The 14,718-nt window shown below is 73.9% G+C and carries 10 protein-coding genes and 1 pseudogene; 9 read left to right on the top strand and 2 right to left on the bottom strand.

What is annotated here, in order from left to right; genetic code table 11:
- The first annotated feature begins 20 nt into the window (after window positions 1-20).
- From ACQYWQ_RS12325 to ACQYWQ_RS12310, 4 genes are all read left to right on the top strand, one after another.
- Entirely contained in the window at window positions 21-1,157 is a 1,137-nt protein-coding gene (locus tag ACQYWQ_RS12325) for an alpha/beta fold hydrolase (RefSeq protein ID WP_431039159.1), read from the top strand.
- Window positions 1,158-1,225: 68 nt separating this feature from the next.
- Window positions 1,226-2,089 carry an SDR family oxidoreductase gene (locus ACQYWQ_RS12320; RefSeq protein ID WP_431039158.1) on the top strand — a complete coding sequence of 288 codons (864 nt, stop codon included), beginning with the start codon at window positions 1,226-1,228 and terminating at the stop codon, window positions 2,087-2,089.
- Between the two features lie 101 nt (window positions 2,090-2,190).
- On the top strand, window positions 2,191-2,364 hold the full coding sequence (locus ACQYWQ_RS12315) for a hypothetical protein (RefSeq protein WP_431034474.1): 174 nt from the start codon (window positions 2,191-2,193) through the stop codon (window positions 2,362-2,364).
- A gap of 373 nt (window positions 2,365-2,737) precedes the next feature.
- Window positions 2,738-3,244, top strand: coding sequence for a hypothetical protein (locus ACQYWQ_RS12310; RefSeq protein ID WP_431034473.1), 507 nt, complete (start codon window positions 2,738-2,740; stop codon window positions 3,242-3,244).
- Here the strand turns inward: ACQYWQ_RS12310 and ACQYWQ_RS12305 are convergent.
- The gene (locus ACQYWQ_RS12305; protein ID WP_431034471.1) at window positions 3,241-7,245 is read right to left on the bottom strand and encodes a S41 family peptidase; all 4,005 of its coding nucleotides are present in this window, start codon (window positions 7,243-7,245) and stop codon (window positions 3,241-3,243) included. The genes ACQYWQ_RS12310 and ACQYWQ_RS12305 overlap by 4 nt on opposite strands.
- Window positions 7,246-7,500: 255 nt before the next feature.
- Window positions 7,501-8,766: pseudogene (locus tag ACQYWQ_RS12300) on the bottom strand (SulP family inorganic anion transporter); the annotation flags it as partial.
- Window positions 8,767-8,873: 107 nt separating this feature from the next.
- Between ACQYWQ_RS12300 and ACQYWQ_RS12295 the strand changes: the two are divergent.
- The 5 genes from ACQYWQ_RS12295 to ACQYWQ_RS12275 all read left to right on the top strand — a co-directional run bounded on the left by ACQYWQ_RS12295 (window position 8,874) and on the right by ACQYWQ_RS12275 (window position 14,648).
- Window positions 8,874-9,278 (top strand): MerR family transcriptional regulator, encoded by a 405-nt coding sequence (locus ACQYWQ_RS12295; protein WP_431034470.1) that lies wholly within the window; start codon window positions 8,874-8,876, stop codon window positions 9,276-9,278.
- A gap of 449 nt (window positions 9,279-9,727) precedes the next feature.
- Window positions 9,728-10,312 (top strand): TetR/AcrR family transcriptional regulator, encoded by a 585-nt coding sequence (locus ACQYWQ_RS12290; protein ID WP_431039157.1) that lies wholly within the window; start codon window positions 9,728-9,730, stop codon window positions 10,310-10,312.
- Between the two features lie 350 nt (window positions 10,313-10,662).
- Window positions 10,663-12,957 (top strand): MMPL family transporter, encoded by a 2,295-nt coding sequence (locus tag ACQYWQ_RS12285; protein WP_431034469.1) that lies wholly within the window; start codon window positions 10,663-10,665, stop codon window positions 12,955-12,957.
- 496 nt (window positions 12,958-13,453) lie between these two features.
- Window positions 13,454-14,026, top strand: a complete 573-nt coding sequence (locus ACQYWQ_RS12280) for a dihydrofolate reductase family protein (RefSeq protein ID WP_431034467.1) — start codon at window positions 13,454-13,456, stop codon at window positions 14,024-14,026.
- A gap of 94 nt (window positions 14,027-14,120) precedes the next feature.
- A complete protein-coding gene (locus ACQYWQ_RS12275; RefSeq protein WP_431034464.1) occupies window positions 14,121-14,648 on the top strand; it encodes a tetratricopeptide repeat protein in 528 nt (175 codons plus the stop codon).
- Window positions 14,649-14,718: the final 70 nt, after the last annotated feature.

Here is a 14,718-nt window from a genome sequence, read left to right as displayed (position 1 = left end):
TCAGGAATCCGGGGCACGCCGTGCGCGGTACGTACGTACCGCCCGTGCCCGTCAGCGAACCGCGTGTCGTCTCTGCGGACGGCTCGCCCGTGCACGTCGAGGTCTTCGGGCCCGGCGACGCGCCCGCCGTCGTGCTCGCGCACGGCTGGACATGCTCGATCGCCTTCTGGGCCGCGCAGATACGCGCGCTCGCCCCCGACCACCGCGTCATCGCCTACGACCAGCGTGGCCACGGCCGCAGCCCCGCACCGCTCGGCCCCCTCGGCTACAGCCCGAAGGCGCTCGCCGACGACCTCGAAGCGGTGCTCGAAGCGACCCTCGCCCCCGGCGAGCCCGCCGTACTCGCCGGACACTCGATGGGCGGCATGACCTTCATGGCGGCCGCCGAGCGCCCGGCCTTCCGCGAGCACGCCGCCGCCGTGCTGCTCTGCTCGACCGGGCCCGCGCGGCTCGTCGGCGAGGCGACGGTCCTGCCGCTGCCGAAGAGCCCGGTCCGCAGGCGGCTCACCGGTGCGGTGCTCGGGGCGCGGGCACCGCTCGGGCCGGTCACGCCGGCCGGCAAGAAGGTACTCAAGTACGGGGTGATGGGGCCGGGCGCGAGCCCGGAGCAGGTCGACGCCTGCGCGCGGATCGTGCACGCCTGCCCGACTCCGGTGCGGTACGGGTGGTCGCGCGTGCTCGACGCCTTCGACGAGGAGGCGGGGCTGCGCGCGATCGAGGCACCCACGGCCGTCGTCGTCGGCTCGGCCGACAAGCTCACGCCGCCCGTGCACGCCCGCCTCATGGACGAGTCGCTGCCGCACTCGCTCGGGCTCACGACCCTGCCGGGCCTCGGCCACATGACGCCGGTCGAGGACCCTGCGGCGGTGACGGGGCTCATACGGGAACTGGTGACGACGTACGTGGTGACGGAGGAGGCGGCACCGGCGGGCGCTTCGGAGGCGGCAGCGTCTGACACTGCCACGACTGCCATGTCTGACGCTGCCGCGTCTGCCGCGTCTGCTGTGTCTGACGCTGCCGCGTCTGCCGCGTCTGCCGCTGCCACGACTGCCACGGCTGCCCCGTCTGACGCTGCCACGACTGCCACATCTGCCACGCCCGGCACCGCCACGTCCTCTGCCAAGCGCGCTGCCAAAACCGCCAAGGAGTCCGCATGAGTTCCCAGCCGCACGGCACCGGCCGCACGCTCACCTCGCGCTCCGAACGCCGTCGCCGCTCTGGCCCCCTGGAGGGTCAGGTCGCCGTCGTCACCGGTGCCGCGCGCGGGGTCGGTGAACTGCTCGCGCGCAAGCTCTCCGCGCACGGGGTCCGTGTCGCGCTCGTAGGACTGGAGCCCGAGGCGCTCAAGGACCTGTCCACGCGGCTGTACGCGGACAGCGACCACTGGTACGCGGACGTGACCGACCAGGCCGCGATGACCCAGGTCGCCGCCGAGGTGAAGGAACGTTTCGGGAAGGTCGACATCGTCGTGGCGAACGCCGGGGTCGCGACCGGGGGGCCCTTCATGGACTCCGACCCCGACTCCTGGCGTCGCGTGATCGAGGTGAACCTGCTCGGCGCGGCCGCGACCGCGCGCGCCTTCCTGCCGCTGCTCGCCGAGAGCCGTGGCTACCTGCTCCAGGTCGCCTCGCTCGCCGCCGTGACCCCGGCCCCGATGATGAGCGCGTACTGCGCGTCGAAGTCCGGCGTCGAGGCGTACGCGCACTGCCTGCGCGCCGAGGTCGGGCACCTCGGCGTGAAGGTCGGCGTCGCGTACCTGAGCTGGACCGACACCGACATGGTGCGCGGCGCGGACCAGGACGACGTCATGCGCGAACTGCGCTCCCGGCTGCCGTGGCCGGCCAACAAGACGTACCCGCTGAGCCCGGCCGTCGACCGCATCCTGCACGGTATCGAGCGACGTTCGGCGCACGTGTACGGGCAGTGGTGGCTGCGGCACATGCAGTCGGTGCGGGGTGCGCTGCCGATGCTCATCGGGACGGTCGGCGCGCACGAGGTCGCGCGGTACGGGGAGCGGCTCACGCAGGTGCCGAAGGGGCTGGTCGGGGCCGGTGGCGCGGCCGACGAGCGGAGCAGGGCCGGCGCCTGATCGACATGCGGGGCGGGCCGGCCCGTGCCAGGCTGGGACGGGGCGTTCGTCAGGGGCGCCCCCTTCTCTTCCCCCCACCCCTCTTGAGGAGTGAGAGCTACATGGGCATCAAGGACCAGTTCCAGGACAAGGCCGAGCAGCTCAAGCAGAAGGCGAAGGACGCGAAGGACCAGGCGTCCGAGAAGTCGTCCGACGGCTCGGACCGGGCCCGTGACACGGCCCAGGACAAGGCCGGTGACCTGCGGGGGAAGATGGGTCACGACGACGACAAGTGACAGCGGTCCCGCGCGGGGCACGCGCGCGCGGGCAGCGGAGGGCGGCGGCGGGCCGGAGAAGGCCCGCCGCCGCCCTCGTGCGTGCCCCGTGCGTGCCTCGTGTGTGCCTCGTGCGTGCCTCGTGCGTGCCGGGCTCCCGTACGGGTCCTTCGCCGCGCGTGACGAACGTTCCGCCGTCCTCCTCCGTCCTGGGGCAAAGGCCCGCGCGACCGCGCGACCGCGCAGCCGCTCGGCCCGCGTGGCCCGCGTGAGGAGGACACCCGTGACCGACAAACCACGCTCGTCCCGTCCACCCCGTCCACCCCGTCTACCCCGTCCGTCTCATCCCCTCCGCCGGAACCTCGGTGTTCTCCTCGCCCTCGCCGCCCCCGTCGTGCTGGTCGTGCTGGTCGTGCTCGCCGTGCGCGCGGCGCCCGGCGCGGAGCCGGACCGGGGGCTGACGCGTACGCAGGCGCTCGCCTGCTCCCCGTACATCGTCGAGGGCGAGGTCACGCGGACCCGGGCGGCGAAGGACGGCGGCATGTCTGTATGGCTGACCGTGCGGGTGACGCGCTGGTACAAGCCCGCCGTGCCGGGGGCCGCGCTGCGGGGCGCGCCGCTGCGGGTGCTCGCCCCGTCCGCGCGCGAGTCGGGGGACGAGCCCGTCGAGGCCGGTGAACACGTGCTCGTGCACACCTCGGACCGGCCGGAGGCCGACTGGGCCGTGCTCCACCGCGCCGAAGCGGCCGCCGGGCGCGGCCTCGGCAGCGACCTCGCGCGGGCCCGCGCCGACCTGCGCCGCGATCTGCCCGCCTCGGCCGCCGTGAGGTGCCCGGACTGGTGGCACACGCGCGGACCGGCCGGGCTGGGCGACCCCGAAGGGGTACGGGGCACCCCCTAGGCCGGCTCCGACGCCCCCTCGCCCCGTTCCGCGGAGGCCTCCCGCCCCGCCGGGCCATCCCGCCCCGCCGAGTCGCCCCGTACCGCCGGGTTTCCGCGATCCGGCAGCTCCGGGCGTGCGCGGTCCGGCACGGTCGCCACTGTCGGGGGCTCGGCGGGTGGCTGGGCGCGCAGCAGTTCCAGCGCGAGCGAGACCGCGTCGTCCAGCTGGACGTGGCGGCCCTCGGCCCAGTCGAGCGGGGTGCGCAGGGCGGGGACGTCGGGGTCGACGCCGTGGTTCTCGACGCCCCAGCCGTACGCGTCGAACCATGCCGCATTCATCGGGACCGTCACCACCGTGCCGTCCACGAGCCGGTGGCGGCCCGTCATCCCGACGACGCCGCCCCATGTGCGCTGCCCCACGACGGGCCCGAGACCGAGGAGTTTGAAGGCGGCAGTGATCATGTCACCGTCGGACGAGGTGGCCTCGTCGGCGAGTGCGACGAGCGGCCCCCGCGGGGCGTTCGACGCGTACGAGACGGGCATGGCGTCGCGTGTGAGGTCCCAGCCGATGATGCGGCGGGTCAGCTTTTCGAGGACGAGTTCGCTGATGTTGCCGCCCGCGTTGCCGCGCACGTCGACGATGAGCGCGGGCATCGACATCTCCAGGCGCAGATCGCGGTTGAACTGCGCCCAGCCGGAGCCGCCGAGGTCGGGGATGTGCAGGTAGCCGCACTGCCCGTCGCTCAACTCCCGTACCACGGCGCGCCGTTTGGCGACCCAGTCGTGGTAGCGCAGGGCGCGTTCGTCGACGAGCGGGAGCACGGCGACGCGGCGCGGCCTGCCCCCTCCCGCAGCGGCGAAGGTCAGCTCGACGCTCGTGCCCGCGGCGCCCGCGAGGAGCGGTGCGGGCCCGGTGACGGGGTCCACGGGCCGCCCGTCGACGTGCGTGAGCACCGCGCCCTCGCGGATGCCCGTACCGGCGAGCGGGGAACGGGCGCGGGGGTCGGACGACTCGCCCGGCAGGATGCGGCACAGCTCCCAGGCCCCGTCCCGGCAGGCGAAGTCGGCGCCGAGGAGGCCCTGCGCGCGCTGGTAGTGGGGCGGGCCCTCGTTGCGGCGCGCCGCGGTGACGTACGCGTGCGAGGTGCCGAGTTCGCCGTAGGCCTCGCGGAGGAGGTCGGCGAACTCGTCGGGTGAGGCGACGCGGTCGAGGAGCGGGCGGTACTGGTCGAGCACGGCGTCCCAGTCGATGTTGCTCAGGCCGGGGTCCCAGAAGTAGGCGCGGATGATGCGCCCCGCCTCGTCGTACGCCTGCCGCCACTCGGCGGGCGGGTCGACCTCGTGCAGGACGCGGCGCAGGTCGATGTACGAGGTGCTCGCGTCGTCGGGCAGGTCGTTGGCGGGCACCGCGCGCAGCTCGCCGTCGTCCACGACGACGAGACGGCTGCCGTCGCCGCTGACCGCGAAGGCGTCCATGTGGTCGACGAGCTGGGTGCGGCGGGCCCGGGCGAGGTCGAAGTGTTCGAGCGTGGGGCGGCTCGACGTATCGGCCGGGTTGACGAAGGTCTGCCCGAGCGCGCCGGAGATGGGCCAGCGCAGCCACACGAGGCCGCCGCCCGCCACGGGCGAGAGCGAGGAGTACTTCGACGCCGGTACGGGGAACGGCGTGACGCGGCTCGCCAGGCCCTCCGCCTCGACGATGACGACACCCTCGTACCCCGAGGCACGCTCGTCGGGGTCGAGGCCGCCCGCCGCCGGGCGGCCGTCGGCGCTGAGTGCGAAGGGCGAGGGGGTCGCGGAGGAGAGCGTGACGAGGTGGGGGCGGCAGCCGAGCGGGAAGGAGAGGTCGCCGGTGTGCACGTCGTAGACGGGGTCGAAGCCGCGCCAGGAGAGGAAGGCGAGGTAGCGACCGTCGCGCGTGAAGACGGGGTTCTCGTCCTCGAAGCGCCCGTCGGTCACGTCGATGAGGGTGAACGGTCCTTCCCCCTCGCTGATCCGCGCGAGCCTGATCTGCCGCAGACTCCGCCCGACCCCCGGGTGCGACCACGCGAGCCACGCTCCGTCGGGCGAGAAGGCGAGATCGCGCACGGGCCCGTTGAACGACCGCACGACCTCGACGACGCGGGCATCGGCCGGTTCGGCGGGTTCGGCGGGCGTGGCAGGTGTGGCAGGTTCGGCGGGCGTGGCAGGTGTGGCGGATTCGGCAGGTGTGGCAGACGTGGCGGATTCGGCAGGTGTGGCAGGTTCGGCGGGCGTGGCAGGTGTGGCGGATTCGGCAGGTGTGGCAGACGTGGCGGATTCGGCAGGTGTGGCGGATTCGGCAGGTGTGGCAGACGTGGCGGATTCGGCAGGTGTGGCGGATTCGGCAGGTGTGGCAGACGTGGCGGATTCGGCAGGTGTGGCGGATTCGGCAGGTGTGGCAGACGTGGCGGATTCGGCAGGTGTGGCGGATTCGGCGGGCGTGGCAGACGTGGCGGATTCGGCGGGCGTGGCGGCCCCTGCTGCCTCCGCGCCCCCGGCGGCCACGGATTCGGCCACGGATTCGGCTACGGGTCCCGCGCCGCCGCCTTCCCGCGCGGGTTCGCCTTCCTCGCCGCCCCGGTCCCCCACGTCCGCGTCCGCCGCGCCGCCGTCCTGCGCCGCGCCGCCGTCCTGCGCCGCGCCGCCGTCCTGCGCCGCGCCGCCGTCCTGCGCCGCGTCCTGCGCCGCGTCCTGCGTCGTGCTCTCCGGGGCGGACGGGTCGACGAGGAGCAGTCGCCCGTCGTGCGTCGCGACCGCGAGCCGGTCGCCCTTCGGCGAGGCGACCAGTTCCTCGACGAGGCCGAGCCGCCCGTGGGCGCAGCGCCGTACCGGGCCCGGGGTGCCCGCGCGGGGCAGGGGCGCGATCTCGATGCCGTCCGCGCCGCCCGCGTCGCTCACGTAGGCGACCGAGCCCCCGCCCCCGTACAGGACCGGCATCCGCACCCGGACCCCCGGCGTGTCCGCGAGGGTGCGCGCGGGGCCGTCGCGGTGCGTGAGCCAGTACAGGCTGCCGCGCACGGCGACGGCGCTCGCGCGGCCCGTCTCGTCGGGGCACACGGCGTCGAGGTGGCGCGCGGCGGGGACCTGGTGGGGGCGACGCCCGGAGCGCGGCCCGCCGAGGCGGATGTCGATGCGGCGCGGGAGTGCCTCGGGCGCGAGGTCGTCGACGAGCCACAGTTCGCCCGCGCACTGGTAGACGATCCGCTCGCCGTCGCTCGAAGCGTTGCGGGCGTAGAAGGCGTCGTGGTCGGTGTGGCGGCGCAGGTCGGAGCCGTCGGGGAGGCAGGAGTAGACGTTGCCGACGCCCTCGTGGTCGGAGAGGAAGGCGACGCGTTCGCCGACGAACATCGGGCAGTCGATGTGCCCTTCGAGGTCGGCGAGGAGGCGTTCGCCGTGCAGCCACAGGCGTCCGGTGGCGCCGCCCCGGTACCGCTTCCAGGCGGCCGGTTCGTGCGGGGGCGTGCCGGTGAGGAGGAGGGTGCGCTCCTCGCCGTCGTGGCCGCGCTGCGCGAGCGCGGAGACCGGGCCCCAGGGGAGGGGACCGCCGGGGGAGCCGTCGGTGGGGACCTTGTAGGCCCAGGAGAAGTACGAGAACGGCTGCGCCTGCGAGGAGACGGCGAGGACGTCGCTGCGGCCCCGCTCGTCGGGCGGCGACCAGCCGCACACGCGCGTGTCGCGCCCGGCCCAGTAGGTGAGCTGGCGCACGGGGGTGTCGCCCGCGACCTCGGCGAGGTGGATCTCGGGGTCGAGGCTGCGCCAGGAGACGAAGGCGAGGTGCGCGCCGTCGGGCGAGAAGCGGGGGTGGCCCAGCTTCGTGCGGTCGGCCGTGAGGCGCCGGGCGAGGGAGGGTTCCGTCGCGCCCGGGGCGGGGAGCGGGGCGAGCCACAGGTCGTCCTCGGCGACGAAGCAGAGGAGGTCGGCGTGCAGGGCGGGGTGGCGGAGGTAGGCCGTTCCGCCCCGCGAGTACGGGTCCCTCGGGTGCGCGGTCACCTCTCCCATGCTCTACGCGCGGCGGAGCGCGGCAACTCGGGAGCGGGGAGCCGGGCAGGCGGGCGGAAGCGCGCACGGGGGCAGCGGGCGCCCGGGGGCGTGGGTACGGGTACGGGCGGGGGCGGGCCCTCCGGCTACGGGACGCCCCGCCCGCGTGCTCCCACGCCCGTGTCGCCGCCCGCGTGCTCCCACGCCGGTGCCCCCGCCCCCGTGCCCCCGCCCCCGGCCTCACTCCTCGCGCCGCGTCACCGCCCACCAGCCGTACCGCCGTGCGAGGAGCGTCAGGCAGGTGCCGCACACGACGCCGATCGCGAGATTGTGGGTCGCGACGACGACGGCGACCGTCAGGAGCATGACGCCGATCTCGCCGACCGGTGCGCGGCGCAGCGTCTTCGGGGCGATCGAGCGCCAGTCGAAGGTCGTGAGGGAGACCATCACCATGATCGCGACGAGCGCCGCCATCGGGATCTCCGAGACGACGGACCCGAGCGCGAGGCACAGCGCCATGAGGAAGGAGCCCGCGAGGAAGGTCGAGACGCGGGTGCGGGCCCCGGAGACCTTCACGTTGATCATCGTCTGGCCGATCATCGCGCAGCCGCCCATGCCGCCGAGGAAACCGGAGACGACGTTGGCGACGCCCTGGCCGACCGACTCGCGCGTCTTGGACGAGGACGTACCTGTCAGCTCGTCCACGAGGCGCGCGGTCATGAGCGATTCCATGAGCCCGACGAGCGCGATGGCGAGCGCGTACGGGGCGACGATCCACAGCGTCTCGGCGGTGAACGGCACATCGGGCAGCCCCGGCGTCGGCAGCGAGGACGGCAGCGCGCCCTTGTCGCCGACCGTCGGCACGGCGATCCCCGCGCCCACCGTCAGTGCGGTGAGCACCGCGATCGACACGAGTGGCGCGGGGACGACGCGGCTCAGCCTGGGCAGCAGCACCATGAGCGCGAGCCCGCCGCCGAAGAGCGGGTAGACCGCCCAGGGCACGTGCCGCAGCTCGGGCAGTTGCGCCAGGAAGATGAGGATCGCGAGCGCGTTCACGAAGCCGGTCATCACCGGGCGCGGGACGAACCGCATGAGCTTCGCGACGCCGAGCGCGCCCAGCACGACCTGGAAGACCCCGGCGAGTATCACGCCGGCGACGAGGTAGCCGAAGCCGTGCTCGCGGTTGAGCGGGGCGGCGACGAGGGCGACGGCGCCGGTCGCCGCGGAGATCATCGCGCGCCGCCCGCCGACGAAGGCGAGCGTCACGGCCATCGTGAAGGACGTGCACAGGCCCACGGCGGGGTCGACGCCCGCGATGACAGAGAACGAGATCGCCTCGGGGATGAGCGCGAGCGCCACGACGAGCCCGGCGAGCACCTCGGTGCGCCACACGCGCGGGTCGGAGCACCAGGCGGGGAGGAGCGGGAGGCGGGGGCGCGGGCCGGGGCCCGCTGGGGCGGCGGTGGGGGCGGCGGGCGCGGTGGGCGCGGTGGGCGCGGTGTCGTCGGGGAGCGGGTCCGCGAGGCCGGGCGATGAGGTCACGAGGGGGAGGTACCTGTCGGGGGCGAGGAGGCGGTGAGCGCTCACACCCTACCCTTACGTAAGGGTAGGGATGGGGGCCGGGCGGACGCCGGTGCGACAATGCCCGCGTGACGGGCGAGCACATGCAGATCGGCGAGGTGGCGGAGCGCACGGAGTTGTCGCTGCGCACGATCAGGCACTACGAGGAGACGGGCCTCGTCATCCCCTCGGCCCGCTCCCAGGGCGGTTTCCGGCTCTACACCGAGGCGGACGTCGCCCGGCTGATGGTCGTCCGGCGCATGAAGCCGCTCGGATTCACCCTGGAACAGATGCGCGAGCTGCTCGCCGCGACCGACCGCCTCGACGCGGACACCGGGGCCCTGCCGCCGGAGGAGCGCGAGGAGCTGCTCGCGCGCGTACGGGCTTACGAGCGCGAGGCGGGCGAACAGGTCGAGAGGCTGCGGGTGCAGCTGGCCCGGGCGGAGGAGTTCGCCGAGACGCTGCGGAGCAGGCTGCCGGGCGAGGGGGCCTGAGGGCGCGGCGGCGGGCACCGGACGCGGGGCGTACCGGACGCGGGGCGTGTCGGACGCGGGGCGTGTCGGACGCGGGGCGTACCGGACGCGGGGTGCCGGGCGCGCACGGCCGCGTCGCTGCCGTACTGCCTTGTGGCTGCCGTACCGCCTGTCGCTTCCGTACCGCCTGCGGCACCGCCGCGTCGTTCCCGTACCGCCCTGTCGCTCCCGTAACGCCGCAGCGTGTACGTACCGGATAAATAAGGCCCGCGCAGCACGCGTGGTCCACCTCACGTACGAAACCGTTTCGTTTCGCTTGGGGGGCGGGTAGGCTCACAGCGTGCGAGAGCGCACCCCACTCCTCACCTGGAGCTAGGGTGCGTGGACCGACGTGTGTCGCTCGCCCGTCCCTCCCTGGGACGGGACAGGCGCACGGGAGCGAGCAGGAGGTGGGCCGGGTGGCTGGAGCAGTGGGCGCGACGACGCGTCGCAGCCGTCTGACGCCGGAGCGCGAGGCCGAGTTGTACGGCGCCGTGCTCGACCTGCTCCGCGAGGTCGGCTACGAGGCGCTCACGATGGACGCCGTGGCTTCCCGTACCCGGTCCAGCAAGGCCACCCTCTACCGCCAGTGGGGGAGCAAGCCCGAGCTGGTCGTGAAGGCGCTGCGCCATCACAAACCGCACTCGATCGCCGATATCGACACCGGCAGCCTGCGTGGGGACTTCCACGCGATGGTGGGCAGTCAGGACGATTGCCGCATGGCGGAGGAAGCCGCGCTGATGCGCGGGATCGCCATGGAGATGAAGAGCAACCCCGATCTGCACCGCGCCTTCCGCGAACTGCTGATCGAGCCCGAGATCACGGGGCTCGGCCAGGTGCTGCGGCGCGCGGTGGAGCGCGGCGAGGTCGACGCGGACAGACCCGCGATCGACTACGTCGTGCACATGATGGTCGGTGCCTTCGTCGCCCGGCAGATGATCGACGCGCGGCCCTTGGACCGGGACTTCCTCACCCGATACATCGACGCCGTGGTGCTCCCCGCCCTCGGCGTCTGACCCCGAAGCACCTCCGAAACACACCCCGCGCGGACTTCGCGCGCCCCTCGATTCCCCTTCCCCACCGGGCCAGGACGCCCCGCGACGCGCACCCCGCGCCGCCATGCCGTCCTGCCGGGAGCGGGGAGACCTGGGCGCGCCGGCCCGCGCACCGCGCCCCCGTATCCGCAGGGTGCCGACACGTACCGCTGACCGCGCGCGCCGCGGTCCGTGGCCACCGCTGTCCGCAGCCGCGCCTACGGGCCGCCGCGACCCGTACCACCTGACGTGACCGCCTCCCGTCAGGGCCGGACGCACTCCGCAAAGCCTTGTCCCTTTTCCGCCCCTGATCGAACGGGAGTTCCACCCCCGTGGCCACATTCCTCTACCGGCTCGGCCGGTTCGCCTTCAGGCGGCGACGTGCCGTCGCCCTCGTCTGGGTCGCCCTGCTCGCGCTCGTCGGCTTCGGTGCCGCCACCGCCAGCAGCCCCGGCCCGACCCAGTTCTCCATACCCGGTGTCGAGGCCCAGAAGGCCTTCGACCTCCTCGACCAGCGGATGCCGGCGAACAACGCGGACGGCGCGAGCGCCCGTGTCGTCTTCAAGGCGCCCGAGGGCCAGAAGATCACCGACCCGGCGAACAAGGCCGAGGTCACCAGGACGATCTCCGCGATCGAGCACGGCTCGAAGGAGGTCGCGAGCGCGGCCAACCCCTTCGAGGACGGTGCGGCCGTCTCCAAGAACGGTGAGGTCGCCTACTCCACCGTGAGCTACAAGGTCAGCTCGATGGAGCTGAAGGACGCGAGCAAGGACTCGCTCGAACACGCCGCCGAGCAGGCCCAGGACAAGGGGCTGACGGTCGAGATCGGCGGGGACGCGCTCCAGGCCGAGGCCGAGACGGGCTCCACGGAGGTCGTCGGCATCGTCGTCGCCGCCGTCGTCCTCGCCATCACCTTCGGCGCGATCGTCGCCGCCGGGCTCCCGCTGCTCACCGCGCTCATCGGCGTCGGCGTGGGCGTCGGCTCGATCACCGCGCTCGCGGCGACCCTCCACCTCGACTCGACGACCTCGATCCTCGCGATGATGATCGGCCTCGCCGTCGGTATCGACTACGCGCTCTTCATCGTCTCCCGGTACCGGGCCGAACGCGCCGAGGGCAAACTGCCCGAGGAAGCCGCCGGGCGGGCGACAGGCACGGCGGGCTCCGCCGTCGTCTTCGCCGGGCTGACCGTGATCATCGCGCTGTGCGGTCTCGCGGTCGTCAACATCCCGATGCTCACCAAGATGGGCGTCGCCGCCGCCGGTACGGTCGCTGTCGCCGTGATCGTCGCGCTCAGCCTCATCCCCGCGCTGCTCGGTTTCGCGGGCGACAAGGTGCTCGGGCGCAAGGCCCGCAAGGCGGCGAAGGCCGTCAAGGACCAGGGCCCCGAGGCCCGGGCCCGCGCCGTCGCCGCGGCGCACCGCGACGCCGACGGCGAGCACAAGGTCAACGGCGGCACCCGCTGGGCCCGCTTCGTCCTGCGCCGCCCCGTGCGCGTCCTCCTCCTCGGCGTGATCGGCCTCGGCGTCATCGCCGTGCCCGCGACGCAGCTCGAACTCGGCCTGCCCGACGACGGCTCGCAGCCGACGTCCACGACGCAGCGCCGCGCCTACGACCTGCTCTCGGACGGCTTCGGGCCCGGCTTCAACGGCCCGCTCATGATGGTCTACGACGGCAAGGGCGTCGCCGACCCGCAGGCCGAGGCCGCGCACGTCGTCGCCGAAATCAAGAAGCTCCCCGACGTGAAGGTGGTCTCCGCCGCCGCCTTCAACCCGGCGGGCGACACCGCGACGATCACCGTCGTCCCGGGCTCCAAGCCCTCCTCGCACGCGACCGAGACGCTCGTCCACTCCATCCGCGACGTCGGCAAGGACGTCAAGGCGGCGAACGACGGCGAAGTGCTCGTCACGGGCCAGACGGCCATGAACATCGACGTCTCGCAGAAGATGAACGACGCGCTGCTGCCGTACCTGGTGCTCGTCGTCGGCCTCGCCTTCCTGCTCCTGATGCTCGTCTTCCGCTCGATCCTCGTGCCCCTCAAGGCGGCGCTCGGCTTCCTCCTGTCGGTGGTCGCCGCGCTCGGCTCCGTCGTCGCGGTCTACCAGTGGGGCTGGCTCGGCTCGCTCTTCGGGGTCGAGCAGACCGGGCCGATCATGAGCATGATGCCGATCTTCATGGTGGGCGTGGTCTTCGGTCTCGCGATGGACTACGAGGTGTTCCTCGTGACCCGCATGCGCGAGGCGCACGTCCACGGCGAGAGCCCGGCCCAGGCCATCGAGACCGGGTTCCGGCACGGGGCCCGCGTCGTCTCGGCCGCTGCGGTCATCATGATCGCCGTCTTCGCCGGCTTCATCGGCTCCAGTGAGCAGATGGTCAAGATGATCGGCTTCAGCCTCGCGATCGCCGTCGCCTTCGACGCCTTCGTGGTGCGCATGACGATCGTGCCCGCCGTACTCGCGCTCCTCGGCCGCCGCGCGTGGTGGCTGCCCACGTGGCTCGACCGGATTCTGCCGAACGTCGACGTCGAGGGCGAGAAGCTCCACAAGGCGCTGGGGGAGTCCGACTCCTCCGGCTCCGGTGAAGGACCCCAGGACCCGGACGCGGAACGGGAGTTGACCCGCGTCTGAGCAGTCCTGGCCCCGGGCGGGGCACGCGGCCCCAGGGTCGCCCCCGCCCGGTGACCGGGTGCGGTGAGCGGCTGGGCGCCGCCTCCCACCCGGCGACCGTGCCGAGGTCCGTGGGGACGGGGCCGGCACGGCGGGCCCGGCGAGAGGGCAAGGCTCTCGCCGGGCCTTTCCCGTGCCCGGGGAGCGGCGTGGGGTGGGCGGGGGGTGCTCTCGGCGGTGGGGTCTTCGCTTCGCCGGAAGGGGGGCGTTCGGGGCGGTGGGTTTTCGATGGGTTTTCGCTGGGGGAAGGGGATGGCGTTCGGGGCGGTGGGTTTTCGCTGGGAGACGGTGGCGTTCGGGGCGATGAGTTTTCGCCGTCGCGAGGGTCCACCTCACGGGAGGGCCGCCGAGTCCGGGGGGACACGGCGGCCCTCCCGCCCCGGCCGCCCGGGCCGAGGACCAGCACGAGCACGAGCACGAGCACGAGCGCCGACACCAGCACCAGGAGACCGCCCCGATGCGCACCCTCATCAGCACCGCCTTCGTCTCGCTCGACGGCGTCATGGAGGCCCCCGGCGGGGAGAGCGGCTACCGCAACGCCGGCTGGACCTTCAAGGACGTGGAGTTCCTCCCCGAGGCGTACGCGATCAAGGGCCGTGAGCAGGAGGAGGCCGGGGCCCTGCTCCTCGGCCGCCGCAGCTACGAGGCGTTCAGCGCCGTGTGGCCGGACATGGCGGAGTTCGCCACGTACAACGCGCTGCCCAAGTACGTCGTCTCGACCACCCTCACCGAGGACGATCTCGTCCCCGGCTGGGGCCCGACGACGCTCCTGCGCTCGCTCGACGAGGTCGCCGCCCTCAAGGAGGGCGAGGGGGCGCCGCTGCTCGTCCAGGGCAGCGCCCGCCTCCACCACGCGCTCGCCGACGCGGGGCTCGTGGACCGCTACCACCTGCTCGTCTTCCCCCTGCTGCTCGGCGCGGGCCTGCGGCTCTTCCCCGCCACCGACGCGGACACCCGCAAGCTCCGCCTCGTCGAGCACGCGGCGTACGCGAACGGCATCCAGCTCAACGTCTTCGACGTGGTGCGCTGAGCGGGAGCGGGAGCGGGAGCGGGGGCGGGGGCAGGGGTGGGGCGAGGGCGGGGGCTCGCCGCGCGGAACCGGCCCCACCTGCGAGAATCGCCGCGTGACCAGCGCGCCGCCCCTGCCCCCCGCCGCCCGCGACCAGCTCCGCGCCGCCGTCGCCCTGCGCGAGGCCGGGGACGCCGAGGGCGCGCGTACCGCGCTGCTCGCGCTGAGTGCCGCGTACCCCCACGACCCCGAGGTCGCCTACCAGACCGCCTGGGCGCACGACGTGCTCGGGCGCGAGGCCGCCGCCGTGCCCTTCTACGAGACCGCGCTCGCGGGCGTCGGCGCGCTCGGCGCCGATGACCGGCACGGCGTCCACCTCGGGCTCGGCAGCACGTACCGGATTCTCGGGCGGTACGAGGAGGCCGTCGCGACCCTGGAGGCGGGCCTCGCCGCCCACCCCGGCGACGGCGCGCTCACCGTCTTCCTCGCGATGGCCCGCCACAACACCGGCGCCCACCACGAGGCCCTGAGCGCCCTGCTCACCCTCCTCACCGACACGAGCACCGACCCCGGCGTCCGCGCCTTCCGCAAGGCCATCGCGTACTACGCCGAGGACCTCGACCGCGTCGAGACCGGCGGCTGACCCCCGCCTCCCGCAGGCGCGACCGTCGGTGTCCCAGGCGCGGGCCGATGAGTTCCGCCGTCGGCCGGAG

Origin of the sequence: Streptomyces sp. P6-2-1, from assembly GCF_050613165.1 — a bacterium.
Classification (GTDB): Bacteria; Actinomycetota; Actinomycetes; order Streptomycetales; family Streptomycetaceae; genus Streptomyces.
The sequence above is the reverse complement of the archived record's forward strand: the minus strand, read 5'-3'. Positions and strand labels throughout refer to the sequence as shown.

Bases quoted from the DNA above. Each gene is read 5' to 3' on its own strand.
- ACQYWQ_RS12315 (WP_431034474.1), top strand. From the start codon at position 2,191: ATGGGCATCAAGGACCAGTTCCAGGACAAGGCCGAGCAGCTCAAGCAG.
- ACQYWQ_RS12305 (WP_431034471.1), bottom strand. From the start codon at position 7,245: ATGGGAGAGGTGACCGCGCACCCGAGGGACCCGTACTCGCGGGGCGGA.
- ACQYWQ_RS12280 (WP_431034467.1), top strand. From the start codon at position 13,454: ATGCGCACCCTCATCAGCACCGCCTTCGTCTCGCTCGACGGCGTCATG.